The organism is Paraburkholderia sp. J12, from assembly GCF_905220215.1.
In the GTDB taxonomy this organism is placed as follows: domain Bacteria; phylum Pseudomonadota; class Gammaproteobacteria; order Burkholderiales; family Burkholderiaceae; genus Paraburkholderia.
Genome location: NZ_CAJMZC010000006.1, coordinates 93,436 through 117,830, shown reverse-complemented (window position 1 = coordinate 117,830; position 24,395 = coordinate 93,436). Strand labels below are relative to the sequence as shown.

21 protein-coding genes are annotated in these 24,395 nt (G+C 66.6%); 8 read left to right on the top strand and 13 right to left on the bottom strand.

All coding sequences use genetic code 11. From position 1 onward, the window contains the following. Positions 1–26 precede the first annotated feature (26 nt). The 5 genes from U5760_RS15560 to U5760_RS15540 all read right to left on the bottom strand — a co-directional run bounded on the left by U5760_RS15560 (position 27) and on the right by U5760_RS15540 (position 3,176). Positions 27–449, bottom strand: a complete 423-nt coding sequence (locus U5760_RS15560; RefSeq protein ID WP_322012969.1) for a DUF1801 domain-containing protein — start codon at positions 447–449, stop codon at positions 27–29. Between the two features lie 21 nt (positions 450–470). Then, positions 471–998 (bottom strand): SRPBCC family protein, encoded by a 528-nt coding sequence (locus tag U5760_RS15555; RefSeq protein ID WP_322012968.1) that lies wholly within the window; start codon positions 996–998, stop codon positions 471–473. Further along, entirely contained in the window at positions 995–1,330 is a 336-nt protein-coding gene (locus U5760_RS15550; RefSeq protein ID WP_322012966.1) for a metalloregulator ArsR/SmtB family transcription factor, read from the bottom strand. The genes U5760_RS15555 and U5760_RS15550 overlap by 4 nt, the downstream gene beginning before the upstream one ends. A gap of 96 nt (positions 1,331–1,426) precedes the next feature. Beyond that, positions 1,427–2,206, bottom strand: coding sequence for an OmpA family protein (locus U5760_RS15545; RefSeq protein WP_322012965.1), 780 nt, complete (start codon positions 2,204–2,206; stop codon positions 1,427–1,429). 277 nt (positions 2,207–2,483) lie between these two features. Beyond that, on the bottom strand, positions 2,484–3,176 hold the full coding sequence (locus U5760_RS15540; protein WP_322013249.1) for an aspartyl/asparaginyl beta-hydroxylase domain-containing protein: 693 nt from the start codon (positions 3,174–3,176) through the stop codon (positions 2,484–2,486). A 285-nt stretch (positions 3,177–3,461) separates the two neighbouring features. On the opposite strand from U5760_RS15540, the gene U5760_RS15535 reads away from it, so the two are divergent. Beyond that, entirely contained in the window at positions 3,462–3,728 is a 267-nt protein-coding gene (locus U5760_RS15535; RefSeq protein WP_322012964.1) for a hypothetical protein, read from the top strand. A 28-nt stretch (positions 3,729–3,756) separates the two neighbouring features. Here U5760_RS15535 and U5760_RS15530 read toward each other — a convergent pair whose 3' ends face one another. Both U5760_RS15530 and U5760_RS15525 read right to left on the bottom strand, forming a co-directional pair. Further along, entirely contained in the window at positions 3,757–4,662 is a 906-nt protein-coding gene (locus U5760_RS15530) for an alpha/beta hydrolase family protein (RefSeq protein WP_322012963.1), read from the bottom strand. 26 nt (positions 4,663–4,688) lie between these two features. Then, on the bottom strand, positions 4,689–5,507 hold the full coding sequence (locus tag U5760_RS15525; protein ID WP_322012960.1) for a helix-turn-helix transcriptional regulator: 819 nt from the start codon (positions 5,505–5,507) through the stop codon (positions 4,689–4,691). A gap of 129 nt (positions 5,508–5,636) precedes the next feature. Between U5760_RS15525 and U5760_RS15520 the strand changes: the two genes are divergently transcribed. Both U5760_RS15520 and U5760_RS15515 read left to right on the top strand, forming a co-directional pair. Next, positions 5,637–6,899 carry an FAD-dependent oxidoreductase gene (locus U5760_RS15520; RefSeq protein WP_322012959.1) on the top strand — a complete coding sequence of 421 codons (1,263 nt, stop codon included), beginning with the start codon at positions 5,637–5,639 and terminating at the stop codon, positions 6,897–6,899. Positions 6,900–6,912: 13 nt separating this feature from the next. Further along, positions 6,913–7,440 (top strand): hypothetical protein, encoded by a 528-nt coding sequence (locus U5760_RS15515; RefSeq protein WP_322012958.1) that lies wholly within the window; start codon positions 6,913–6,915, stop codon positions 7,438–7,440. On the opposite strand, the gene U5760_RS15510 is transcribed toward U5760_RS15515, so the two are convergent. Then, a complete protein-coding gene (locus U5760_RS15510; RefSeq protein ID WP_322012957.1) occupies positions 7,374–8,741 on the bottom strand; it encodes a sigma-54 dependent transcriptional regulator in 1,368 nt (455 codons plus the stop codon). The two genes, U5760_RS15515 and U5760_RS15510, sit on opposite strands and share 67 nt — an antisense overlap. Further along, positions 8,726–10,195, bottom strand: a complete 1,470-nt coding sequence (locus tag U5760_RS15505) for a HAMP domain-containing sensor histidine kinase (protein WP_322012956.1) — start codon at positions 10,193–10,195, stop codon at positions 8,726–8,728. The genes U5760_RS15510 and U5760_RS15505 overlap by 16 nt, the downstream gene beginning before the upstream one ends. A gap of 352 nt (positions 10,196–10,547) precedes the next feature. Between U5760_RS15505 and U5760_RS15500 the strand changes: the two genes are divergently transcribed. The 5 genes from U5760_RS15500 to U5760_RS15480 all read left to right on the top strand — a co-directional run bounded on the left by U5760_RS15500 (position 10,548) and on the right by U5760_RS15480 (position 20,429). Then, a complete protein-coding gene (locus U5760_RS15500) occupies positions 10,548–11,672 on the top strand; it encodes an efflux RND transporter periplasmic adaptor subunit (RefSeq protein WP_322012955.1) in 1,125 nt (374 codons plus the stop codon). A gap of 13 nt (positions 11,673–11,685) precedes the next feature. Further along, entirely contained in the window at positions 11,686–14,781 is a 3,096-nt protein-coding gene (locus U5760_RS15495; protein ID WP_322012953.1) for an efflux RND transporter permease subunit, read from the top strand. Between the two features lie 6 nt (positions 14,782–14,787). After that, positions 14,788–18,015: an efflux RND transporter permease subunit gene (locus tag U5760_RS15490; RefSeq protein WP_322012951.1), complete on the top strand. Its 3,228-nt coding sequence runs from the start codon at positions 14,788–14,790 to the stop codon at positions 18,013–18,015. Between the two features lie 2 nt (positions 18,016–18,017). After that, a complete protein-coding gene (locus tag U5760_RS15485; protein ID WP_322012949.1) occupies positions 18,018–19,532 on the top strand; it encodes an efflux transporter outer membrane subunit in 1,515 nt (504 codons plus the stop codon). Between the two features lie 153 nt (positions 19,533–19,685). Beyond that, a complete protein-coding gene (locus tag U5760_RS15480) occupies positions 19,686–20,429 on the top strand; it encodes a Crp/Fnr family transcriptional regulator (protein WP_322012948.1) in 744 nt (247 codons plus the stop codon). Positions 20,430–20,456: 27 nt separating this feature from the next. On the opposite strand, the gene U5760_RS15475 is transcribed toward U5760_RS15480, so the two are convergent. The 4 genes from U5760_RS15475 to U5760_RS15460 form a co-directional block, all read right to left on the bottom strand. Next, the gene (locus tag U5760_RS15475; RefSeq protein ID WP_322012947.1) at positions 20,457–20,711 is read right to left on the bottom strand and encodes a hypothetical protein; all 255 of its coding nucleotides are present in this window, start codon (positions 20,709–20,711) and stop codon (positions 20,457–20,459) included. A gap of 201 nt (positions 20,712–20,912) precedes the next feature. Beyond that, positions 20,913–21,632 (bottom strand): hypothetical protein, encoded by a 720-nt coding sequence (locus U5760_RS15470; protein ID WP_322012946.1) that lies wholly within the window; start codon positions 21,630–21,632, stop codon positions 20,913–20,915. A gap of 153 nt (positions 21,633–21,785) precedes the next feature. Continuing rightward, complete coding sequence (locus U5760_RS15465) at positions 21,786–23,678, bottom strand: AI-2E family transporter (RefSeq protein WP_322013248.1); 1,893 nt, start codon at positions 23,676–23,678, stop codon at positions 21,786–21,788. 59 nt (positions 23,679–23,737) lie between these two features. Continuing rightward, positions 23,738–24,391 carry an ABC transporter substrate-binding protein gene (locus U5760_RS15460; protein WP_322012945.1) on the bottom strand — a complete coding sequence of 218 codons (654 nt, stop codon included), beginning with the start codon at positions 24,389–24,391 and terminating at the stop codon, positions 23,738–23,740. Positions 24,392–24,395 lie beyond the last annotated feature (4 nt).

The window sequence follows — 24,395 nt, the reverse complement described above, 5'->3', positions numbered from 1 at the left end:
GGTTCGCCCCCATCGCGGCGCACGTCCTATTTTGTGGTTGCTCGCCTGGCTTTCGACTTTGCACCCGAAGCATTGAGTTCGATGGCAGCGCGCACGAGCGCCTTGAATGCCTTCGCATCGATCTCCTCGCCTTCGCGGATGTCGATTGCGCGCCTGACCTTTCCATCGAGACTCGAATTGAAAAGCCCGGCTGGATCCGCCAGCGAAGCGCCCTTGGCAAAGGTCAGCTTCACTACCGCCTTGTACGATTCACCGGTGCAAAGAATGCCCTCGTGCGACCACACGGGCGTCCCCATCCACTTCCATTCCTCCACGACATCGGGATCGGTCTCGCGGATGAGCTGACGCATCCGGCTCAGAGTCTCGCCGCGCCAGTCTCCCAGTTCCGCGATCCGGTTGTCGATCAGCGCGGATGCCGATTCGCTTTCGGACGTTGCCGACTTCTTCATGCCGCTCTCCCGCAGGATGATTCAGAGTCCGAAACGCTTGGTATATTCGTCGTTCAGGCGCGGCCATTCGAATTTCATTGCCTCGCCGCCCACGATGCGCCCGATCGGGTGATCGCCAAGCAGGCGGTCGAGCACATCGAGGCAGATATGCCAGCCGGCGGCGCCCATGGCGATGAAATTGCGGTCGATGTTGTGCCACAGCGTGAGGCGCGTGCCGTCTCCAAGCGGCTCGAGTTCCCAGCGCAGATCGTTGTCGCCCCAACGGTATTCGAGCAGATGCGGTGCCTCGGCGCGCGTCACCTGCGTTTCCGAAACGTGCGGCGCCGGCGTGCCAACCGTCGATAGCTTGACCGGGCCAACGGCAGCGAGACTTCTGTCCGCATCGAACGGCGCCCACTCGCGCAGGCTGGCGGGATCGGTCAACCCCTGCCAGACTTTCTCCGGTGCATGCCGCAGATCGCGGACCAGAATCAGCGTCCACTTTTCTCCGTCCTTGCGAACCTCGGCGCCCGCGGCGGGGCCCGGCCTGTAGTCGTTGCGGTGACTCATCGTTTCTTCCCTTTGCGGCGTGCTGGAGGATCGATCTGGTCGAGATGACGTTCGAGCGCATCGACGTGCGCCGACCAGTAGCGGCGAAACTGGGCGAGCCACGCGTCGATCTCCATGAGCGGCTCCGGCCTGATGCGATAGAGGCGCCGCTGCGCATCGACGCGCGACTCCACGAAACCGGCTTCCCGAAGCACGCGGAGGTGCTTCGAGACCGAGGGCTGCGACAAATTCAACTGCTCCTCGATATCGCCCACGGATCGCTCGGCGTCGGCGAGCAAGGTCAGGATCGCGCGGCGGTTCGGCTCCGCGATGATGGCGAAAGTGGATTCCATGACAAATATATACTTGTTGAGGCATATACATGTCAAGCCGCATTTTTTGCCCAAACCACGTGCTGTCCGCTCCATGAACCGGGCGGACCGACACGATTACTGCGTGTACATCGGCGCGCCGGGCGGCGGGGACGGCGGCGCATAACGATTACCCGCGTAGCCCGGATTGCCAGAATTGCCCATATAACCCGCGTTATCCGGGCGCGCGAACGTGACGATCTCCACGCGGCGGTCCGGTTGCAGGCAAGCGACGAGACGGTCCTGCGACTGATTGTCCGCGCAGTGCGTGATCGGGTCCTGCGAACCCATGCCGCGCGCGTCGATACGCTCGGCCGGAATGCCCTGCTGGACAAGCAGTGCCTTCACCGCATCCGCGCGGCGTTGCGACAGTTGCAGGTTATAGGCCGAGGATCCAAGACGATCCGTATAGCCCCGCACTTCGATATGGCCGAAACGCGTGCCCCTGAGCTTCGCCGCAATATCGCGGATATCCGCGCGGCCGCCCGGCAGCACGTCGGAGAGATCGCCGCGGTCGAACGCAAACAGCGCATCCGCCGAAAGGCGCATCACCTGCGCGACCGGCGCGGGCGGCGGAGGCGGCGGAACCGCCACGCCGCGCGCGACCGTGACCCAATGCCCCGGCACCCAGACATAGCGCCCATACTGCCAGGCCCAGTAGCCGCGCGCCCATGCGTAACCCACGCGCGGTGCGGGCGCGACTTCCACCATGGGAGTGGGCGGCGCGAGCACCACCACCTGTGCCGAAGCCGGCGAGATGCCGGCAAAGCAGGCGGCGGCAAACGCCGCGCCGGCCGCGAGGCCGATGACGAGACGGTGCGGGCTACGGGCGCGTTCGCGAGAGAGAGCGTGTTTCATGTCGTGTCGTGCAACCGGTGGATAAGGTGGTGCAAGACTAACGACTCGGCCGATGAAAAGTTTTTGCGGAGTGTAAGTAAAAATCGGTGCCGCAATCGTGCGGCGCCGTGCCCGAACGAGGCGGTTGGCGGGGCTCGGCGCCTTACCCGACCCGCCCTGGCAGCCGATGAAGTAACGGTGCGTAATGAACCGGCTGTAAGCCGGAAACACCTGTTAAACGAGTGTAAAACCGCTGCATGCGGTTCTGCGTGCGGTTCGATTGGCGCCCGGATGCGGCCTAAACCGCGATCTTCGGCCCGCGCAGATAGATGCCCAGCCGCACGAGCGCAATCACGGCATTCGACAACAACCGCATGTCGCGCGGCATATTGCGGCGGCGCACATCGAGCAGCAGCACGACACGCACCTCGTCGCTCGCGTTGCGCACTTCATGTTCGAACGTGTCGTCCCACAGCATGAATTCCCCGTTGTGCAGCCGATGTTCGTGGCCATCGACAGTGAGCGTCGCGGCAGGCCGGCCGTTGGCGTCGAGCGGCATCGAGAGGACGAGATAGCCGCGCAGGATGCCGCGAAACGGCCCGCGATGCGGCGGCACATGCTTGCCTGGCGCGAGAAACGAGAACGAAGCCGAAAGCACGTCAGGCGAAGCTTCGACGATCGAGGCAAGCGTCGGGCAGCGCGAAAGATTACGCGGAAATTGCACGCCGTAAGCCTGCATGATGTACATGCGCCAGTCGCGTCCGTCGTTGTCGGAGATCTCGGCCTGCTCGCGCATGATTTCGTGAAAGCGCGGCACGCGGCCAAGACCGGCCGCAACCTCGAGCGCCTCCGCGCGGATCGCCTGCCAGTTCGCGAGAAAGCGCTCGGCGTCGGGAAAATGGCGGCTCGCATCGAGCACCGGCGCATCGTGCAGCCGCCGGTCGTAAATGCGGCGCATGAGCCCCGTGCAACGTTCGTAGAGCCGATTCATCGCCGTCGTGACGACGGCCGCCTGAGTTTTGCCTGCCGGTGAGTCGTGGTTGTACATGTGCCAATCGGGATGAACCGGGATGATGCGTGAAAATACGTTCGACGATCAGGCGCGCGCCGCGTTGTGGCATAGCGTGCGCCTCTGGCTGTATTGTCGCGCGAACAGTTGACGGATTTACAACGCGCCCGCAATCTGACCGCCGATAAGGCGCGTGCGTTCCGGGCGCGTCGGTTGCGGTACATTTCGTCAGGCCGTCAACAAGCTTGCTGTAAGCACAGGTACCCCATGTTTCCCGCCATCGCCACCCTCGCTTTGCTCATCATCGGCTATGTCCATACCAGCCTGCCCCGCTACACGACGCCGGGCCGCAAGCGGATCATCGCGCACGCGGTGCTGCTGATCGTCGGCCTCGCATTCGGCGTGATCTGCGCGATGCTCGCCGGGCCGGCCGCGCCGCCGTGGGCCGTGATCGCAAGCGGCGCGGGCATCGTTCACGTGCCGGCGCTCTGCGTGCTCGTGCTCAAGCGCATCCGGCATTCCGGGCAAAGCTGATCGGTCGGCTTGCCTCCTCGCGAGCCGCTTATTTCTCGACCGGTTTCTCGAACACCTGTTGCACGTTGGCCGCTTCGATCGCTTTCTCGTCTTCCGGCAAGACCTGGCTGTTCAGGCCGAGGCTGTCGAAGAACTGCCATAGCGTCGGCGCCCAGGTTTCGTAGCCGCTCGCATGATGGAAGAACATGTGCGAGTCGCCTTCGGCAAACGCCCCTTCGTCGAAGTAGGCCGAGTTCGGATTGCCCGCGTGGTAGGCCTCGAAGAAGCGTTTCGAGAGCGTGCCGTCGCCCCAGTAGCTGTCGTTGTCGCCGTAGACGAACAGCGCCGGCACCTTCGAGTCGGCGCCGAATGCCTTGTAGTCGTCGACCAGGCCGTCCTGCCAGCCGCCGCATTTTTCGTCGCGGCTGCCGCCCGCGAAGTTGACGATGCCCAGCACGCCGGGCAGGTTGCGCTCGCCGAGCGCGACCGTCGTAATCCCACCCTGCGACTGGCCGATCACGACGATGCGCGTGGCGTCGATAAAAGGCAGCGTGCGTGCGTAATCGATCGCCACCTCCACGCTGTCGGCCCAGTGCCGCGCAGCCGATTCCACATCGCAGCCGTGAAAATAGACGCCGCCGGAGTTCGCGATGCCTTCGCGGTTCGGCACCAGCACCGCGTAGCCTCGCGCGATGAACTTCTTCGCCTGCCAGATGAACTTCGTGTCGGGCTGATGCGTGCCGCCAGGCGCCTTGCCATGATTCAGCACGACGAGCGGGAACGGCCCGGGGCCGGGCGGCGCATAGAGGTAAGTCGAAAGGTGGACGGTGAAGATGCCGTGCTTCACGGGCACCATCACATGCTCGTAGCGCAGAGGCGGATCGGCCTCGTCGTCGGCAAAAGCCGAAGTCGCACACAGCACGGCGGTGAGCATGGCGAGGATCAGGCGCTGCATGGTAGTTCTCCGGGGTGGCGGCGCGATTATCGCGTATGTGCGGCGTTGCTGGCGGAGCGTTGCTCGCGCGAAAAGTAACGCCCCGGCGATTCGCCAAAGGCCTTGCGAAACATCGCGATGAAATTGCTCGGCGTGGCGTAGCCCAGAGCATCCGCCACCTGAGCGACGCCCTCCCCGCTCGCAAGCCGCTCCAGCGCCAGCGTAAGCCGCGCCTGCTGGCGCCATTGCACGAAGCTCATGCCGGTCTGCGCGACGAAATGGCGTCGCGCCGTGCGCGCGGAAAGGCCGGCCCACGCGGCCAGTTCGTCCAGCGTTCGCGTGTCGTCGGGATGCTCGATCAGGCGGTTGGCGATCGCGAGCAACCGGCGCTCCGCCGGCATCGGCAAATGCAGGACCTCCTCGCGCGCGCAGCGGATTTCGTCGAGCAGCACGGCCACGATGCGCGCCTGTTCGGGCTCCAGCGCCCCGGCGCCTTGAGGCCAGCTCGCCGCGCGCCGCACGAGCGCGCGCAAGAGTTCGCTCACCCCCATCACGCAGGGCCGGTCCGGCAGCACCGTGCTCACGTCTGGCGTAAGCATCACGCCCCAGCCGCTCAGAGCGCCGCTTACGCTCGCCTGATGGTCGAGGCCAGGTGGAATCCAGCCGGCGCGATGCGGCGGCAGCAGCCACGCCCCTTGCGCGGTGCGCACACGCACCAGACCCTGCTCGATGCAGAACAACTGGCCGCGGGCGTGGCGGTGCCAGCCGTATTCGCGCGTGCCGAGGCGAAACGCGTTTTCCGGTTCGTCGCCGCCCCAGAACGCGAGCAGCGCCGGGCCGTCCGTACGCTCGCTGAAATCTTCCACGCTGCCGCTCCTTTCTCACTTTGGCCGGATTTCATTATTTCTGGTCCAACTGTCATTATCAAGCATAGGCGTTCCACCCTTAGTCTTGATTGCGTCGCGGGTGCAGCCAGTGCCCCGGAAGGAGAATGAATGTCGCCTACGCATGTCCCGATTCATGTTTCGATTGCGGGCGCCGGACCCGGCGGCCTGTGCCTTGCCCAAGGTCTCAGGCGGGCCGGCATCGACTTCGATGTCTACGAGCGCGATCCCGCCTTGTCGAGCCGCCATCAGGGCTATCGGATCAGGATCGATGCCGACGGTCAGCGCGCGCTCGCGCAATGCCTGCCCGCCGACCTCTATGCCCTGTTCCGGCAAAGCGCCATCGTGTCTTCAGGCGCGCGCTTTTTCGATTGCGACCTCTCGCCTGTGGCCGGCCGCGTGCCCGAGCGCTGGCGGACATCGGGGGACACCTCTGCCCCTCACGCACCGGCAGTGGAAGCCGCCCCGGTGCCCGAACTCGCCACGAACCGGCAGACGCTGCGCGAAATCCTGATGTGCGGAATCGAAGACCGGGTGCACTTCGGCATGCCTTTGCAACGATTCGATATCCTTAATAATGAAACCGTGCGCATCGATTTCTCCAATGGAGAAACGCGCCATTCGACCTTGCTGGTCGGTGCGGACGGCGTGAACTCCATGGTGCGCAAACAACTCGCACCCGACGCCGATCCGGCCGACACCGGCGCCGTATGCCTCTACGGCAAGAGCATCGCCACACCGGCGTTGAAAGCCGACGTCGGCGCGACGCTGTACGAGGGCACGGCTGTGATCTTCGCCGACGGCTTCACGACGATCGTGGACCCCATGCTGTTTCCCGAGCCGCTGCCTTCGCTCGCGGCCCGTCTTGCGCCGCAATGCCGCCTCACCACCGTGGACGATTACCTCTACTGGGCCTTCATCGGTCCGCGAGCCAACCTCGGCATTGCCGCCGGCGCGGCGGCCGCGCACCTCCCCGACCACCTGGCCACGCACGTCGCCGCAATCGTGAGCACCTGGCACCCGCAACTGCGCGCCCTGTTCTCGCGCGCGGACGCCGAAGCCATTTCGATAATGCCCGTGCGCAGCGCGACGCCCGCGATCGCCCACTGGCAACCAGGCCACGTGACACTGCTGGGCGATGCCATCCACGCCATGAGTCCCGCAGCGGGCGCCGGGGCCAACACGGCGCTGCGGGACGCCGCCGCGCTCGCCGCTACATTCGTCGCCGCATTTGCCGATGAACGCCGCCCGGCCTCCTTGCGCGAAGGCGTGGCCCGCTACGAGCACGCCATGCGCGACTGGGCCGCAGCCGCGATCCGCGCTTCGGAAAGCGGTACGCGCCTGCTTTCCGGCCGCACCACGCTTTATCACTGACCCAGGAGCCGCCATGACAGGCAACGACACCTTCATCGTGCACGACCTGCACGCCTTCCCTCTGATCTGGTCGCGCCGCCGCGCCATCGTGCCTGGTTACGCGATGCAGTGGACGCAGGAGATGGACGCGCTGCTGGCGCGGGCGGAACCGTTCGTCATCGTTTTCGAAGAAGGGCAGCCGGAAGAATCGCACGAAGACCGCAAGAACCGCGGTCTCTGGCTCAAGCACAACAAGGCGCTGCTCGGGAACATCTGCCGGGCCGTTATCGCCATCGAACCGGATGCGGTGAAGCGCGCCGCCCTGAAGGCGCAATCGGCCCTCGCTTCGCGGGCGTTCTCCGTGGCGATGGAGGTCGTCGCATCGAGCGAAGCCGCGCGCGAGCGCGCGCGTGAAATCCTTGCCGATGCGTCACATTCGGCCCCTGCGCCGGCCGTCGACCCCGGCACGCTCGCCAGGGTAGCGCAGCGTGCCGCTCAGCTCGCCGCGCCCTGCGCTTCCTCGCCCTCGGCGCCCTTGTCCTCCGACACCTCGATACCGTAGCGCTTGAGCTTCGCGTAAAGCAGCTGCCGGTTGATGTTCAGCCGGCGCGCGGCGTCGGTGCGGTTGTTGGCGCTGTGTCGCAGCGCGCGGCGTATCAGCATCTCTTCAAGGCGCGCGAGCGCGGAGGGCAAGTCCTCGTCGGGCCAGTCGAGGACCGCGTCCGCGCCTGCGCGCTCGCCCTGCAGGAAAGCCAGATCGATCGCGTGGATATACTCGCCGCGCACCATCACGGCCACCCGTTCCATCGCGTTCTTCAGCTCGCGCACGTTGCCGGGCCAGCCATAGCGGATCAGGTGCGCCGCCGCATCGGCGGAAAGACGCTTGCGCGTGCCCGCGCGGGCAAGAAAGTGCTCGGCGAGCGGCACGATGTCGGCAATGCGCGCGGAAAGCGGCGGCAGATGGATTGGCACGACATGCAGCCGGTAATACAGGTCTTCGCGAAAGCTGCCCTCGCGCACGCCGCGCATCAGGTCGCGGTGAGTCGCCGCGATCACGCGCACCTGCACGGGCACGGGCCGCCCGCCCACCGGAGTCACCACCCGTTCCTGCAAGGCACGCAGGATCTTGGCCTGCATCGCCATGCCCATGTCGCCGATCTCATCGAGAAAGAGCGTGCCGTGCTCCGCCTGGCGGAAGGCGCCCTCGCGGTCGGCGCTCGCGCCCGTGAACGCGCCGCGTGCATGGCCAAATAGTTCGCTCTCCAGAAGATCGGCCGGGATCGCTGCGCAGTTCACCGCTACGAACGGCCCGCGATTGTGCTGGCCATGCTCGTGGATCGCCCGCGCCACCACCTCCTTGCCCGAACCCGTTTCGCCGGTGATGAGCACGGTGGCGTCGCTATCCGCCAGCACGCCGATGGCCTTCTGCACGGCGCGCATCGCCTCGCTCGAACCGATCAGCGCTTCCGGCTCGGCGCTCGCCGAAAGCGGCTGCGGCTCCACGATGCTCGCGAGCATGCGCTCCAGCACCTGGGCAAGATCGTTGCGGCCGATCGGCTTCGTGAGGTGGTCGAACGCGCCGAGGCGCATGGCCTCGATGGTGTTCGAGGCCGTTGCGTGCGCGGTCAGCACGGTCACGGCCGGCGCGGCCGGCCGCTCGCGCAGCCGGCGCAGCACTTCGAGCCCGTCGATGCCCGGCATGCGCAGGTCGAGGAACATGGCGCTCACCGCCTCGCGCTCCAGAAGTTCGAGCGCCGCCGATCCGTTCGCCGCAAGGCACACGCTGTGGCCGAGGTCGCGCACGACTTCGGCGAGCGCGTCGCGCATGGTCTCGTCGTCGTCGACGATCAGGATGTGAGCCATGGCAATACCATTTCAAAAGTCGTTCCCTGCGCGAGCCGCACGAAGCGAGCCGTGCCGCCGTGCGCCTCCGCCACTTCGCGCACAATCGAAAGGCCGAGCCCCGTGCCGTCGGGCCGGCCGGTAACGAACGGCTCGAACAGATGTTCGAGGATCGCGGCGGGCGGCCCCGCGCCTTCGTCGTGAACCGCAAAGACGGTGGCGCTGCGCTCGCGCCGCGCCGCCACTTCGATACGGCTGCCGGGCGGCGCTGCTTCGATCGCGTTGAGGATCAGGTTGTCGAGCGCGCGCTCCAGCTGATCGGGATCGAAGCGGGCTTCGCCGCCCTCGCCCGTGCGCGTCATCGTAACCTGCTTCGCCGCCGCGCGATCGGCGTGGCGTGCGAGGCACGCGTCGAGGAACGCGCCGATGGCCACCTGCTCGCGCCGCGGCTCGTCGTGCTCGGTAATGCTGAGGAGGCGCCGCACCAGCGCGTCGAGCCGCTCGATCTGGCCGAGTATCACCTGGAGCGCCTGCGGCTGGCGTTCGGGGCCGGCCGCCACGGCGCTTTCGGCTTTCAGGCGCATGGCCGCAATCGGATTGCGGATCTCGTGCGCGACGCCCGCCGCCACGCGGCCGATCGCGGCCATGCGCTCGGCCGTCGCCATCTGCCGCGCGAGCGTATCGGCACGCTGGCGCGCGCTCGAAAGCCGCCGGCCCGCCTCGTTCAGCGCCAGCACGATGCGGTCGAGTTCGCGCTCGCGCGTGGCGGGCAGCACCGGCAAGTCGGCCACGTCATAGGCATTGAGCGCGCTCTCGATCTGCGAAACGTGGCGCGACCAGGTCATCGTGAGGTGGGTGAGAAGCGCCGCCGCCGCCAGCACCGTCACGAGCAGCACGCCCAGCCCCGCCATCAGCTGATGGTAGCTGCGGCCCGCGAACGTGAGCGTCCAGCTCATCGTCCAGGCCGTGAGGTGCGGGATGGGCCCCGGCAGCGGGCAGGCCGCCAGCAGCAGCGTCTGCGACTGGCCGCTATAACGCATGCTGCTCAGGCGGTCGCTCGCGAGCGCCGCCTCGTTGATGGCGCGAATGCGCGGCAGCTCGCCGGCGGGCGGGTCGGTGCGCTCGATGGCGCCGGCGTAGGTGGGATACGCGTAGGCGAACGAACCCGCTTCGCCGCGCCAGACGCCGCCCTGAATGCCGGGCCGGGTGCGCAGCGAACTGTCCAGCAGATCGCCCAGATGGCGTCGCAACGCTGCGTCGTCCGGGCCGTCCTGCAACTCCGGGTGCGCCGCGCTATAGGAGCGGTACGCCGAAGCGATCGCATCGCATGCGTGGCTGTTTTCGGCGGCGGCCTCGCCCAGTTGCGCGGCCGCGGACTGGTGAAACAGGCCCACCATCAGGAAGCCCGTCGCCAGCGCCGCGCCGACGAGAAGAGCAAGCAGCAGGATCAGCCGGCCGCGTAGGGATCGGAGCATGTCGGTTGGGTATCCGGTTTTCTGTCGCGATGAAGAACGAGGGCATTATCCGATGCGAAAGCCATGCCAGGCGAGCGGCCGGCCTCATGGGCTCCCGACGCGCCGCATCGTCGACTCGCCCAGGCTGCCCGTGTGTCGCAAATCACGACACGTCGTGTTCGGATTCGCGACAGCCGCCGGCCCTCCGCGCGCGGCGAATCCCCGCCAAACCCGGATCGCATCGTGTGCGATGCAACTGGCATGATGGTTGCAGAGCCCTGCGGGCGTGTTACCTCTCCCGCGTGGCCGGCATCGTTTCGATCGAACCCGCATGGCGAAGGCGGCGCGCTACCGGGTTCCCGATCGAGGCGTTATGAAAAGAAAACACATCAGCTGGATAGCACTGGCCGTCGTCGTGCTGCTCGTCGCCGTTGCGGCGTGGTTCTTCTACGGCCGGCGTCCCGCCGCAGCCACGGCCGCCGCGCCGCGCGGCATTCCGGTTTCGGCCGTGGCCGTGAAGCTGGCCGACGTGCCCGTCTATATCGACGCGCTCGGCACCGTCACCGCCATCCGCACGGTCACGCTGATCACCCAGGTCAACGGCATTCTCGATTCGGTCGATTTCCAGGAAGGCCAGCGCGTGAAAAAAGGCCAGGTGATCGCGCACATCGACTCGCGTCAACTGGAAGCCCAGCTTCAGCAAGCCCAGGGCACGCTGGTGCACGACCAGGCGACGCTCGCCAACGACCGCCTCAACCTGCAGCGCTACCAGACCCTCATCAAGGCCGGCTCGATCACGCAGCAGACCCTCGACACGCAGGTCGCCACCGTGAAGCAGGACGAAGGCACGGTCACGGCCGACACCGGCAACGTGAAGAACCTCCAGGTGCAGGTGAGCTACTGCACGATCGCCTCGCCCGTGGACGGCGTGATCGGCCTGCGCCTCGTCGATCCGGGCAACTACGTGACGACCGCGAGCACCACCGGCATGGCCGTGATCGCGCAGCTCGAACCCGCCACCGTGATCTACGCGGTGCCGGAAGACTACCTCGGCCAGATTCACGCGGCGATGGAGCGCGGGCCCGTGAAGGTGCTCGCCTACGACCGCGACAAGCGCAAGCTCCTCGCCACCGGCACGCTGCTCGCGCTCGACAACCAGGTCGACACCACCACGGGCACGGTCAAGGTGCGCGCGCAGTTCGAGCATGCCGGCGACGCGCTCTTTCCGAACCAGTTCGTGAACGCGCGCATGCAGGCCGACACGCTCGACCAGGTGCCGGTCATCCCCACCGCGGCAATCCAGCACGGCACCAACGGCGACTTCGTCTTCGTGGTGGGCGCGGGCAGCAAGGCAGTGCTGCGTAACGTAAAGGCAGGCCCCGTGAGCGGCGACGACACGGCCATCCTCGACGCCGGCGTGAAGCCCGGCGAGCGCGTGGTGACCGACGGCGCCGACAAGCTCGACAACGGCTCGGCCGTGCGCGTCGTTTCACACTGAACGGGCCGCCTCCATGAACATCTCGCGCCCGTTCATCGAGCGGCCGATCGCCACCTCGCTCCTGATGGTGGCGGTGCTGCTCGCCGGTCTTCTCGGCTATCACCTGCTGCCCGTTTCGGCGCTGCCCGAGGTCGATTACCCGACGATCCAGGTCTATACGCAATATCCCGGCGCCGCGCCCGATGTGGTGAGTTCGTCGATCACCGCGCCGCTCGAAGTGCAGCTCGGCGAAATGGCGGGCCTGAAGTCGATGAACTCCACGAGCTCGAATGGCGTCTCCGTCATCACGCTCGAATTCGATCTTTCGCTTTCGCTCGACGTGGCGGAACAAGAGGTGCAGGCCGCGATCAACGCTTCGGCCAGCTACCTGCCCGCGAACCTGCCCTACCCGCCCGTCTACAGCAAGGTCAACCCGGCCGACGCGCCGGTCCTCACGCTCTCGCTCACGAGCGACACGCTGCCGCTCACGAAGATCGAGGACCTCGCCGACACGCGTCTCGCGCAAAAGATCTCGCAGATCTCGGGCGTGGGGCTCGTGACGATCAGCGGCGGCCAACGCCCCGCCGTGCGCGTGGAGACGAATACGGGTGCGCTCAACTCGCTCGGCATGTCGCTCGACGACGTGCGCACCGCCCTCGCCGACGCGAACGTGAACCAGGCGAAGGGCAATCTGGACGGCCGCTACCAGTCGTATTCGATCGGCGCCAACGACCAGCTGCAATCGGCCGAGGCCTATACGGACCTCGTGATCGCCTACAAGAACGGGGCGCCCATTCGTCTCTCGCAGATTGCGCAGTCGGTCAACGGCGCCGAAGACGTGCGCCAGGCCGCATGGACCAACGACAAGCCGTCCATCGTGCTCAACATCCAGCGCCAGCCGGGCGCCAACGTGATCGACGTGGTGGACCGCGTGCAGAAGCTCCTGCCGCAGTTGCGCGCGAGCCTGCCGGGCACGCTCAAGGTCGCGGTGCTCACCGACCGCACGCAGACCATCCGCGCCTCGGTGCGCGACGTGGAATACGAGCTCGCCATGGCCGTCGCCCTCGTGGTGATGGTGATCTTCCTGTTCCTGCGCAAGCTCGCCGCCACGCTCATTCCGGCCGTGACGGTGCCGCTCTCGCTGATCGGCACGCTTGCGGTGGCCTATGGCCTCGACTTCTCGCTGAACAACCTCACGCTGATGTCGCTCACGGTGGCGACTGGCTTCGTGGTGGACGACGCCATCGTGATGATCGAGAACATCACGCGCTACCTGGAGATGGGCGCGACGCCGCTCGAAGCGGCATTGAAGGGCGCGAAGCAGATCGGTTTCACGATCATCTCGCTCTCGGTCTCGCTGATCGCTGTGATGATTCCGCTCCTCTTCATGGGCGACGTGGTGGGCCGGCTCTTTCGCGAATTCGCGCTCACGCTCGCCATTGCCATCGTGATTTCGGCGTTCGTCTCGCTCACGCTCACGCCGATGATGTGCTCGCGCATGTTCAAGGCGCACGATCCCGCGCACGAGCAGGAACATCGCGCCGACTTCTTCGACAAGATCAACGCGCAATACGTGAAAGGGCTCGGCTGGGTGCTGGAGCACCGCGTGCTCACGCTGATCTCCGTGGCCGTGACGGCGGCGCTCACCTTCCTGATCCTGTTGCTCATGCCCAAGGGCTTCTTTCCGGAACAGGACACGGGCCTGATCGAAGGCATCTCGCAGGCGGCGCCCGGCATTTCGTTTCCCTACATGGTGAAGAAGCAGGAAATGCTGGTGAGCCAGATCCTCAAGGACCCGGCCGTCGAGAGTCTCTCCTCCTTCATCGGCATCAACCAGACGAGCCCCACGCTCAACCAGGGCACCATTCTCATCAACCTGAAGGACAAGGGCGAGCGCGACAGCAGCGCCGCCGTGATCCGCCGCCTCGCGGATTCCACGGCGAGCGACGCCGGCATGCGCCTCTTCCTGCATCCGGTGCAGGACCTCACGCTCGACGACACCCTCTCCACCACGAGCTACCGCGTGGGCCTGCAGGCCACCGACCCCGACGTCCTCAACGAATGGACCGGCAAGCTGATCGCGGCGCTGCGTGCGGACCCCGCGTTCGCCGACGTGCAAAGCGAGGCGTTGCAGCAGGGCAACCAGATCCAGCTCACCTTCGACCGCGACACGGCTTCGCGCCTCGGCATCACGCCCCAGGCCATCGACGACGTGCTGTACGACGCCTACGGCCAGCGCCAGGTTTCGACCATCTACACGCAGCTAAACCAGTACCACGTCGTGCTCGCGGCCGACCGGGCATCGAGCGACATGACGCACCTGCTCGACGGACTCTATGTCGACACGTCCTCGGGCGGCGTCGCGCCGCTCGCCTCGATGGCGAGCATGAAACTCGTGCCCGCGCCGGTGACGATCAACCGCCAGGGCCAGTTCCCTTATGCGGACGTATCGTTCAACCTGGCGCCGGGCTACACGCTCGGCACCGCGCTCTCGCACCTTTCTGGCGTCGAGCAGCGCATCGGCCTGCCGCAAACCGTGCAGGCGTCGCTCGAAGGCTCGGCGGCCACCTTCCAGGCCTCGCTCGCCAACGAAGCCTTCCTCGTGGCGGCCGCCATCATCGTCGTGTACCTGATGCTGGGCATTCTCTACGAGAGTTTCATCCACCCGGTGACGATCCTCTCCACCCTGCCCTCCGCCGCGCTCGGCGCGCTCGCGGCGCTCGTCATCACCGGCACGCAGTTCGACATCATCGGCCTGATCGGCATCGTGCTGCTCATCGGCATCGTGATGAAGAACGCGATCATGATGATCGACTTCGCGCTCGAACTGGAGCGCAACGAAAAGCTCGCCCCCGTCGAAGCCATTCGCCGTGCCGCCGAACTGCGCTTTCGCCCGATCCTGATGACCACCATGGCCTCGCTCTTCGGCGCCGTGCCGCTCGCGTTCGGCACCGGCATGGGTTCGGAGCTGCGGCATCCGCTCGGCATCGCGATCATCGGCGGCCTGATCGTGAGCCAGCTGCTCACGCTCTTCTCCACGCCGGTGATGTACCTCGCGCTGCATCGCGTGGAGGACTTCTTCAGCAAGGGCGCGCGCGGCGCCGACGAACCGGACGTCGTGGCGGAGTAAGCGGCAATGAACCTTTCCGAACCGTTCATCCGCCGGCCCGTCGCGACCACGCTGCTCGCCGTGGGCATCGCGCTCTTCGGCATGCTCGCCTTCAAGCTGCTGCCCGTCGCGCCGCTGCCCGAGATCGACTTTCCGACCATCAACGTGACCGCCCACCTGCCGGGCGCCGATCCCGAGACGGTGGCAACTTCTGTCGCCACGCCGCTCGAGCGGCAGTTCGGCCAGATCGCGGGCATCACGCAGATGACCTCGGTCAGCTCGCTCGGCGCCACGCGCATCACGATGCAGTTCGACCTGAACCGCAACATCGACGGCGCCGCGCGCGACGTGCAGGCCGCCATCAACGCGGCGCGCACGAACCTGCCCGCGAACCTCGACGGCAACCCCACTTACCGCAAGGTCAATCCCGCCGACGCGCCCATTCTCATCATCAGCCTCACTTCCGACTCGGCCACGCGTGGGCAGCTCTACGACGCTGCCTCCACGGTGCTCCAGCAAAAGCTGCTGCAAACGCCGGGCGTGGGCGACGTGACCGTGGGCGGCGGCGCGTTGCCGGCGGTGCGCATCGAGCTGAACCCGGACCGCGTGAGCCACTACGGCGTGAGCCTCGAACAGATCCGCACCGCCATCGCCAATTCCAACACCGACCTGCCGAAGGGCTCGGCCGCGCTCGGCGGGGTGGCGTACACGATCGGCGCGAACGACATGCTGTACCACCCGGCCGACTACGCGCCGATCGTCGTCAAGCGCGTGGGCAACGACGTCGTGCACATCTCCGATCTGGGCTACGTGCGCCAGGACGTGGAGAACCTGGAAAACTTCGGGCTCTCGGACGGCCAGCCCGCCGTGCTGCTGATCGTGTACAAGGAACCCGGCGCGAACGTCATCGACACCGTGGACAACGTCAAGGCCGAGCTGCCGTTTCTCGAAGCGTCGATCCTGCCTACCATCAAGCTCAACATCCTGATGGACCGCACGACCACGATCCGCGCGTCGCTGATCGACGTGGAAATCACGCTGATGGTTTCCATCCTGCTCGTGACCGCCGTGACGTTCGCGTTCTTTCGCAGCTGGCGCACGACGCTCGTGCCCGCCATCGTCGTGCCGCTCTCGCTGCTCGGCACCTTCGGCGTGATGTACTTCCTCGACTTCAGCCTGAACAACCTCTCGCTGATGGCGCTCACCATTTCGACCGGCTTCGTAGTGGACGACGCGATCGTGGTGGTCGAGAACATCATGCGTCACCTGGAGCGCGGCGAGCCGCCCGTGCGCGCGGCGCTCAACGGCGCGCGCGAGGTGGGCTTCACGGTGCTCACGATCAGCGTGTCGCTCGTTGCCGTGTTCATTCCGCTGCTGCTCATGGGCGGTATCGTCGGGCGGCTCTTTCGCGAGTTCTCCGTTTCGCTGTCGGTGGCGATCCTGATGTCCATGCTGATCTCGCTGACCGTCACGCCCATGCTGTCGAGCGTGGCGCTGCGCGGCGAGCATGCGGGACACAACGAAGAGGAATACCCCGATTCGCGCTTTCACCGCTTCTATGCGCGCACGCTCGGCTGGGTGATCCGCCATCCGCTGCTGATGGGCGTCGTCACGATCCTCGTGCTCGTGCTGAACGTGATGCTCTATGTGGTGGTGCCCAAGGGCTTCTTTCCGCAGGAGGACACAGGGCGCCTGATCGGCTCGATCCAGGCTTCGCAGAGCATCTCTTACCGGCTCATGCAGCAGAAGTTCCAGGCCATTTCGAAACAGGTGCTCGCCAATCCGAACGTGCAGGCCGTGGGGGGCTTCATCGGCGGCACCAACGCGATCAATACGGCACTGCTGTTCGTGACGCTCAAGCCGCTCGGCGTGCGCCATGCCACGGCCGACGAGGTCATCGCCCAGATCCGCAAGACGCTGGGCGACATTCCGGGCGCAAGGCTCTATCTGCAATCGGCCCAGGACATCACCGTGGGCGGACGCCAGAGCGCCGCGCAATACCAGTACACGCTCACGGCCGACGACCAGAGCGACCTCGACAAATGGGTGCCGCGACTGGTGGCGCAGATGCACAGGATGCCGATCCTCGAAGACGTCAACACGGACCAGCAGGACAACAGCATGCAGGCCACCGTCGATGTGAACCGCGACGCGGCTTCGCGCCTCGGCGTGAATTTCGATTCGATCGACAACGCGCTCTACGATGCGTTCGGCCAGCGCCAGGTCTCGACCATCTACAAGTCGGCCAACCAGTATCACGTGGTGATGGAGCTCGCGCCCGAGTACTGGACCGATCCGGCCGCGCTCAAGGGCATCTACGTGCCGGCCGGCGCACCGAGCTCGGGCGGTGCCGGCTCGAGCGGCAGCGGCAGCCCCGCCGGGGCGGCCGTCGCCACTTCGGCGAGCGAGGCGGCGGCCACTGCTGCCGCGGCTGCGGCCGCCGCGGCGGCCGGTCCCGGCAGCACCACCGTCACGCCGGCCACGGCCGTGCTCGCCAACGGCGAGGCGCTTGTGCCGCTCACCGCCATGGCGCGCTTCTCGATCGACCGCACGGCCATTTCGATCAATCACCAGGGCGTGTTCCCGGCCGTCACGGCGTCGTTCAATCTCGCGCCGGGAGCGTCGATCGGCGACGCCACCCGCCAGGTCGACGACGCCGTTGCGCAACTGCGCATGCCCGCCAGCATCATCGGCAACTTTGCGGGCACGGCGCAGGTATTCCAGCAGTCGGTGGCGAGCGAACCGTTGCTGATCGTGGCCGCGCTGCTCTCGGTCTACATCGTGCTCGGCATGCTCTACGAGAACCTCATGCACCCGCTCACGATCCTCTCCACGCTGCCCTCGGCCGGCGTGGGCGCGTTGATCGCGCTGCTCGTCACGCACACGCAGCTCTCGATCATTGCGCTCGTGGGCGTGATCCTGCTGATCGGCATCGTGAAGAAGAACGCGATCATGATGATCGACTTCGCCATCACCGAGGAGCGCGAGCGCAAGCTGCCCGCCGAAGAGGCCATCACGCGCGCGTGCCTGATCCGCTTTCGCCCGATCATGATGACCACGAGCGCCGCGATACTCGGCGCGCTGCCGCTCGTGTTCGGTTCGGGTTATGGGTCCGAATTTCGCAAGCCGCTCGGCATCTCGATCATCGGCGGCCTCATCTTCAGCCAGATGCTCACGCTCTATACGACGCCCGTCATCTATTTGTGGCTCGACCGGGCCTATCAACGCTTGCGTCGCCGCAAGAAGGAAGCATGACCATGAGTACGCCTTCTCTCTTCGCGCAGTTTGCGCTGCGCCGCTGCGCAGCCGCGCTGGCGCTCGCCTGGCTCGCCGGGTGTGCCGTGGGGCCGGACTACCGCAAGCCCACGGTGGAGATTCCGGCCGCCTTCAAGGAAGGCGTGGCCTGGCAGCGCGCCGAGGCCAACCCGCAGGCCTCGCTGGCCAACGACTGGTGGACCGTCTACGACGATCCCGCGCTCACGCAGCTGGTCGAGCAATCGCTCAAGGCCAATCAGTCGATCGTCGCCGCCGAGGCCGCGTACCGCCTCGCCCAGGCCACCGTCGACGCCAACGTGGCGAGCCTCTTCCCCGTGGTCACGGCGGGCCTGTCGGCCACGAAGAGCGGCACGGGCACGAACGCGGCGACGGGCGGCGTCAGCTCGACCACGGGCACGGTGCCGGGCGTTCACAACACCGTTAGCGCCAATGTCGCGGCCAGCTGGGAACCCGACCTGTGGGGGCAGATACGCCGCGAGATCGAATCGAGCAAGGCAAGCGCGCAGGCTTCGGACGCCCAGCTCGCGGGCGAGCGCCTTTCGATCGCCGCGAGCGTGGTGGACGACTACTTCGCGCTGCGCCAGGCCGACGTCGACATCGTGTCGCTCAGGCAGCAGCAGGGTATCGAGGCGCGCCTGCTCGACATTACGCGGGTGGCCTATACGCAGGGCACCGCTTCAAACGACGACGTGCTCGCCGCCCAGGATGCGCTCGAACTCGTGGTGGCCGAACTGCAGACCACGGAAACGTCGCGCGAACAGGACGAGCATGCCATCGCCATGCTGATCGGCGAGCCGCCCGCGAGCTTCACGCTCGCGCCGCGCACGGACTACGCGTTCAATACGCCGGCCGTGCCGCTCGCGCTGCCGTCGCAACTGCTCGAGCGACGGCCCGACGTGGTGGGCGCCGAACGCTCGGCGGCGGCGGCCAACGCGAAGATCGGCGCGGCCGAAGCCGCATTCTTCCCGGTGCTGGATCTGAGCGCGCAGGGCGGCTTCGAGCACAACACGTTCGCCCATCTGTTTTCGCTGCCCAGCCGCGTGTGGACGCTCGGCCCGGATCTCGCCGCGACGATCTTCGACGGCGGCGCGCGAACCGCGGCGGTTCACGAAGCCGAGGCGAGCTACGACGAAGCCGTGGCCAACTACCGGCAGGCCGTGCTGGGTGCGTTCCAGAACGTGGAGGACAGCCTCTCCTCGTGGAACCACCTCGCGCAGCAGGAAACGGCGTACGCGAACATCTACCGGCGCAACCAGGCGCTATTCGCCAGCACCCAGGCGCAGTTGGGCGCCGGCACGGCCAGCGAGGCCAACCTGCTGACGCAGCAGCTCACGCTGCTGCAGGCCGCGCAGAATCTCAAGGATACCCAATCGTTGCTGGTGCAAAGCAGCGTGGGCTTGATCAAGAACCTGGGCGGCGGATGGAACGAGAGCCAGGACGAGAAAGCGGCGGTGGCAGCGGTATCGGCAGGAAGCGGGACGAAAGCGGTTCAATAGCAACGCGGTCCGCTCAGGACGGTCACAGCGGGTCGGGGCAGTCGGACTATCGTCGGTCGGGGCGAGCAGCGTGCAGACTGTATCGGGAGACAGGTGCAAACACCCGCGCTTAAAATCGGCGGATACCCGACTCCCCCTCTATCCGATCCGCCGATGGACACCCCGCAACGCTATCGCCCGCAACTGGAGACCACCGACTGGTTTCGCGGCCTGCCGGCCGACCTCAAGGACTGGCTGACCGGGCACGGCACGCTCGTGACGCTCGACAAGGACCAACGGCTCTACCGCCAGGGCGACCGCTCGAACGGGCTCTATGCCGTGCTGGGCGGCGCGCTTGCCATCGGCACGGTCGGCGCGGACGGCAAGGAAGCGCTGCTGGCCGTGCTGGGCCCGACGGCGTGGATCGGCGAGATTTCGCTCTTCGACGGGCTGCCGCGCCCGCACGACGCCACGGCGGCCAGCCGGACCCTGCTCATGCACGTGCCGGAAGCGGCGCTTCTGAACCTGCTGGAGACCGCGCCGGGTTACTGGCGCGACTTCGCACTGCTGATGGCGCAACGCTTGCGGCTCTCGTTCTCGAACAGCGAAGACATGACGCTCCTGCCCGCCGCGCAACGGCTCGCGCGCAGGCTGCTCTCGATTGCGGGCGGTTACGGCGGACTACTGGAGCGCGGCGACCGCATCCGGCTTTCCCAGGAGCGGCTTGCCTCGATGGTGTCGCTGTCGCGGCAAACCACCAATCAGCTGCTCAAGAAGCTCGAGAGCCAGGGCATCGTCGCCCTTAGATCCGGGGAGATCGCGATTCTGGACTTCGGGCGGCTGCATGCGGCGAGCCGCGGCGAAGAGCGCGCGCAAGCGCTGAAGGACAGTGGCCAGGCGGCTCTAAAGTCACATTGAGCCACATTGGCGAGCGTCCTGATCGCCTTAAAGACCGGCGGCGAAATGGTCGAACGCAGCGGCATCGCGCGCCCTCGGCGCCACGGTGTCGATACGGCCCACGGCTTCCAGCAGCACGCGCCCCGCCTTCGTGAGCGACAGGCGGCGATGGCCCCCGGCACGCGGTTCGAGCGCCACGAGGCGCCGCTCGAGCAGCGTGCCGAGTTCGGTACGGTTCATGTCGATCTGGTCCGGCGAGTGGCGGACCAGCATCAGCGTGGAAAATTCATGCGGGCTCAACATCGGGTCGTCTCCCAGTAACCGTGATGCCGCAACCAGGGGCACAGGGCCGCGTATGATGGGGTACAAATGTGACAGAAGCATGAATGTCACATTTGCGCTTTCGCCATGAGCGGCTCAAGCTTCGGGCGCGCGCGGAAGCCGTGCGGGCACCACCTTCCACACCGTGCGGTTGTATAGCAGGCGGTATGGCTTCGTTCCTGCTTAGTCGAACGTCAACCGGCCGAAATCGATCGAAACGAGCAGCGGCTCCGGCACCTTGCGCATCGCTTCGTCATACGCATAGACGCGGCGCCGCGTGGGCATGCGGATACCCTGAACTTCGCGATAGCCGCTCACGTAGTTGGCGCCGGGCGCGCCGCCGAGAATATCCACCGTGTAGTCGTGACGACGCATCAACCCGTCCGGGCCGAAATGCGTGATCTGCGTCTTCGTATGGCTTGCGACGGAGTCCGGGAACGTGACCTTCAGGCGCCGCCAGACCTCGCCGTCTTCCTGCCACGGCGCGATCTCTTCGGTCTCGAATCCCGGCCAGGTGTAGAGAAAGGGCGACATGAGGTAGGTCCACATGGCCTTGCCCGCGAAGTGGATCACATTCAGCGCGTCCCACGGAGTCGCGACCGTGTGGCCGCTATAAAACGCTTCGGGATTGTCGCGGCTCGCGAGGCGCGTGCCGTCGGCCTTCTCGATCCACACCCGCTCCGGCACGAACAGGGCGCGCCGGCCAGGCGCCTGAAACGGCGCGATGGTCAGCCGCTCCTCGCGCGTGTCGATTTCGAAGGTCACGCGCGCGAGCATGCCCGGGACCTCCTTGACCTGCCAGATCGCGCCGCCAATGGCGACCTCCGCAGTCAGCCGGCGAAACTGGTTCCAGCGTTCGAGACCGCCGTGGGCTTCAATGGCAAAGGCGAGCAAGTCGTTCATGAATGACTCCCGGTGTAACGCATGGCGCGTGGTTCCATTGGGAGTTCATCTTCCGTGCCTCACGGAAAGACCGGTAGCCTTCGAATACGGATATCTGCTATGCGGCGCGCGCATGACCAGCGGGACCGCTGGTATTGGCCGCCGCCGGTCCGCTCAATTGCCGAAGCCAGCCGGCTTCGCCTCGCTCACCGGCCCCGCCGCGCACTCGTCGATCAGATCGTGCAGCGTAGCCGTGAGGCTCGCGCCCGGATCCTCCACGATGACCGGCCCCTCTTCGCGCCGCAGCGTGCCCACACCCACGATGATCCGTGCGTGCGCGCTGCGCTCGCGCAGGCGGCGCACGAGATTGCGCAGATAAGGCGGCGCCTCCGGCGTGTCGAGCGACACGAGGCAAATCACGTGCGTGCTGCGCGGGTCCACCATGCCCGCACGCGTGCTGCGCACCTGCTCGTAGCTCGTGGTGGCGCACGGCACGCCGCGCCGCTGCAACAGTTGCGCCACGATGGCCACGACCACTTCGTCGAAGGCGCCTCGGCCCGGCACGCACAGCACCGGCTGCGGCGCTTCGCCCGCTCTGCCCTGCGCCTCGCGCGCCGCCCCGCCTTCGAAGCCGGGCTCGTCCGGAGGAAGATGGCGCGAGTCGTCGACCGACTCCAGATCCTCGATGATGTCGAGCAGCGCCTGATTGATGCGCTGGAGCTGCTCGGCGGGCAGCACACCGCGCAGCGCGTCGTTGCGCGCGAAGCGCAGGCCCTCGAGCACGACCTGCTCGTAGTAGTCGATGAGCGGCATGCCCGCGAGCAGACGGTCGGCCTGCAGCAGCGCTTCGTGCGGATCGTCGGCGAGCAGGCGCTGGTAGCAGGTTTGCGCGGGCGTGAGCGCGGGCTGGTCGCCGAGCAGGATGGTCAGGAAGTTGAGGCGATCCACATAGCGGCCCAGGGTCACGATGCACAGCGTGAGCGGCGTGGAAAGCACGAGCCCGATCGGCCCCCAGAGCCAGCTCCAGAAGATCGCCGCCACCACGACCGCAAGCGGCGAAAGACCGGAGCGGCGTCCGTAAAGCATCGGCTCCGCGAACTGCCCCGCCACGACATCGACGACGATGAAGAGAATCAGCGTCGACACGGCCATCGTCCATTGCGGCTGGATGGCAGCCGCGAGGATCGTCGCGGACACTGCGGCGATCCAGATGCCGATGTACGGCACGAAGCGCAGCAGCGCGGCCATGGCCGCGAAGAGCAACGCCCCCGGCACGCCGATGCCCGCCAGCCCGATGGCAATGACCGCTCCCACCGAAACGTTCACACCAAGCTGCGCCACGAAGTAGCGCGACAAACGCTGCGAGGCGTCGTTGATGGCCGTGGTGGTGCGATGCAGGTCGTCCGAGCCGAACACGCTGATCAACCGGTCGCGCAAATCCTCGCGCTGCAACAGAATGAAGATCGTCACCACGAGCACGATAAAGCCGGTCTCAAGCGGCCCGACCACCGGCGAGAGCGCGCGCTGCGCAAGCTGCATGGGCGTGGGCGCGGGCGTATGCACTTCCACCGGCATCGGCACCGCAGGCGCATTGCGCGCCGCGCGGCCACGCGGCTGCGGCGGCGCGGGCGGCGGCGTGGGCGTCACGCGCTGCAGCGCCGTGGCGGCGCGCGTCATGAGACTATCGGCGCGGCCCACGGTCTTTTCCTGCACCGTCTCCACTTTCTGCTCGATGGCCTCCTGATACTGCGGCAGATCGGCGGCAAGCTGCACGATCTGCGCAGCGATCAGCGCGCCCACGCCCGCGAGCGCGAACACCGTGACGAGCACTGCGACGAAGATCGAAAAGAACTGTCCCAAGTGCAGCCGGCGCAGCAACATCACGAGCGGCGCCAGCAGGAAGCTCAACATCACGGAGAGCGTGATCGGGATCAGCACCTGGCGGCCGAAATAGAGGCCGCACACCACCACCACGCAGGTGATGACCGAGGCAAGGCCATGCAGCGTGGGCGTGCTCGAAGGAAATACGCGATTGCGCCGGCCTTGCGGCGGCAGCGGGAAATTCATGTCGTAACGTGGCGTCTTCATGGATCGGCCGGGTGAGCCGCGTGCGGGATCGCGCTCGCTCACGACTTGCCCGAAGTGAGTTCCTGGTTACGCGCCGTGAGGAACTGGATCAGTCCGTCGATGCCGCCCTCCTGGATCTTCTCGTTGAACTGCTGCCGGTAGGTCTGGATGAGCCACGCGCCCAGCACGTTCAGGTCGTAGAGCCGCCAGCCCTGCGGCGTCTTGTACAGCCGGTAGTCTATCTCCATGGGCTTGCCGCTCGTCTGGGCGAGCGTGCGCACGACGGCGTCGGTATCCTCGGGCGCCATGCGCATCGGCAGATAGTCGATCTGCTGGTCGGGCTTGAGCTGCGCCAGCGCGCCCGAATACAGATGGATCAGCAGGGCCTGGAACTGCGCGACGATCTGCTCCTGCTGCGCCGGCGTGGCCGTGCGCCAGTGGCGGCCCATGGAAAGCCGGGTCGTGCGCCGGAAATCGACGTAGGGCAGGATGTCCCGGTCCACGACCCCGCGAATGCGGGGGATGTCGTCCGGCGCGATGGACTGGGTGCGCACTTCGTCCAGCACCTGCTGGGTGGCCGTCTTGATGAGCGCCTGCGGGTCGGACTGGTCCACGGTGGTGTCGGCCCGTGCGGGCGCCGCGCCCACGAGCGGGGCCAGCAGCGCGATCAGGAGGACGAGCCTGGAAGAAAACCGGGGAAGGAGCCTGTTCATCGAT

What these genes read in the sequence shown, in the direction of transcription:
- U5760_RS15560 (WP_322012969.1), bottom strand. Translation starts at nt 449, where the DNA reads ATGAAGAAGTCGGCAACGTCCGAAAGCGAATCGGCATCCGCGCTGATC.
- U5760_RS15555 (WP_322012968.1), bottom strand. Translation starts at nt 998, where the DNA reads ATGAGTCACCGCAACGACTACAGGCCGGGCCCCGCCGCGGGCGCCGAG.
- U5760_RS15550 (WP_322012966.1), bottom strand. Translation starts at nt 1,330, where the DNA reads ATGGAATCCACTTTCGCCATCATCGCGGAGCCGAACCGCCGCGCGATC.
- U5760_RS15545 (WP_322012965.1), bottom strand. Translation starts at nt 2,206, where the DNA reads ATGAAACACGCTCTCTCTCGCGAACGCGCCCGTAGCCCGCACCGTCTC.
- U5760_RS15540 (WP_322013249.1), bottom strand. Translation starts at nt 3,176, where the DNA reads ATGAATCGGCTCTACGAACGTTGCACGGGGCTCATGCGCCGCATTTAC.
- U5760_RS15535 (WP_322012964.1), top strand. Translation starts at nt 3,462, where the DNA reads ATGTTTCCCGCCATCGCCACCCTCGCTTTGCTCATCATCGGCTATGTC.
- U5760_RS15530 (WP_322012963.1), bottom strand. Translation starts at nt 4,662, where the DNA reads ATGCAGCGCCTGATCCTCGCCATGCTCACCGCCGTGCTGTGTGCGACT.
- U5760_RS15520 (WP_322012959.1), top strand. Translation starts at nt 5,637, where the DNA reads ATGTCGCCTACGCATGTCCCGATTCATGTTTCGATTGCGGGCGCCGGA.
- U5760_RS15515 (WP_322012958.1), top strand. Translation starts at nt 6,913, where the DNA reads ATGACAGGCAACGACACCTTCATCGTGCACGACCTGCACGCCTTCCCT.
- U5760_RS15510 (WP_322012957.1), bottom strand. Translation starts at nt 8,741, where the DNA reads ATGGCTCACATCCTGATCGTCGACGACGACGAGACCATGCGCGACGCG.
- U5760_RS15505 (WP_322012956.1), bottom strand. Translation starts at nt 10,195, where the DNA reads ATGCTCCGATCCCTACGCGGCCGGCTGATCCTGCTGCTTGCTCTTCTC.
- U5760_RS15500 (WP_322012955.1), top strand. Translation starts at nt 10,548, where the DNA reads ATGAAAAGAAAACACATCAGCTGGATAGCACTGGCCGTCGTCGTGCTG.
- U5760_RS15495 (WP_322012953.1), top strand. Translation starts at nt 11,686, where the DNA reads ATGAACATCTCGCGCCCGTTCATCGAGCGGCCGATCGCCACCTCGCTC.
- U5760_RS15490 (WP_322012951.1), top strand. Translation starts at nt 14,788, where the DNA reads ATGAACCTTTCCGAACCGTTCATCCGCCGGCCCGTCGCGACCACGCTG.
- U5760_RS15485 (WP_322012949.1), top strand. Translation starts at nt 18,018, where the DNA reads ATGAGTACGCCTTCTCTCTTCGCGCAGTTTGCGCTGCGCCGCTGCGCA.
- U5760_RS15480 (WP_322012948.1), top strand. Translation starts at nt 19,686, where the DNA reads ATGGACACCCCGCAACGCTATCGCCCGCAACTGGAGACCACCGACTGG.
- U5760_RS15475 (WP_322012947.1), bottom strand. Translation starts at nt 20,711, where the DNA reads ATGTTGAGCCCGCATGAATTTTCCACGCTGATGCTGGTCCGCCACTCG.
- U5760_RS15470 (WP_322012946.1), bottom strand. Translation starts at nt 21,632, where the DNA reads ATGAACGACTTGCTCGCCTTTGCCATTGAAGCCCACGGCGGTCTCGAA.
- U5760_RS15465 (WP_322013248.1), bottom strand. Translation starts at nt 23,678, where the DNA reads ATGAATTTCCCGCTGCCGCCGCAAGGCCGGCGCAATCGCGTATTTCCT.
- U5760_RS15460 (WP_322012945.1), bottom strand. Translation starts at nt 24,391, where the DNA reads ATGAACAGGCTCCTTCCCCGGTTTTCTTCCAGGCTCGTCCTCCTGATC.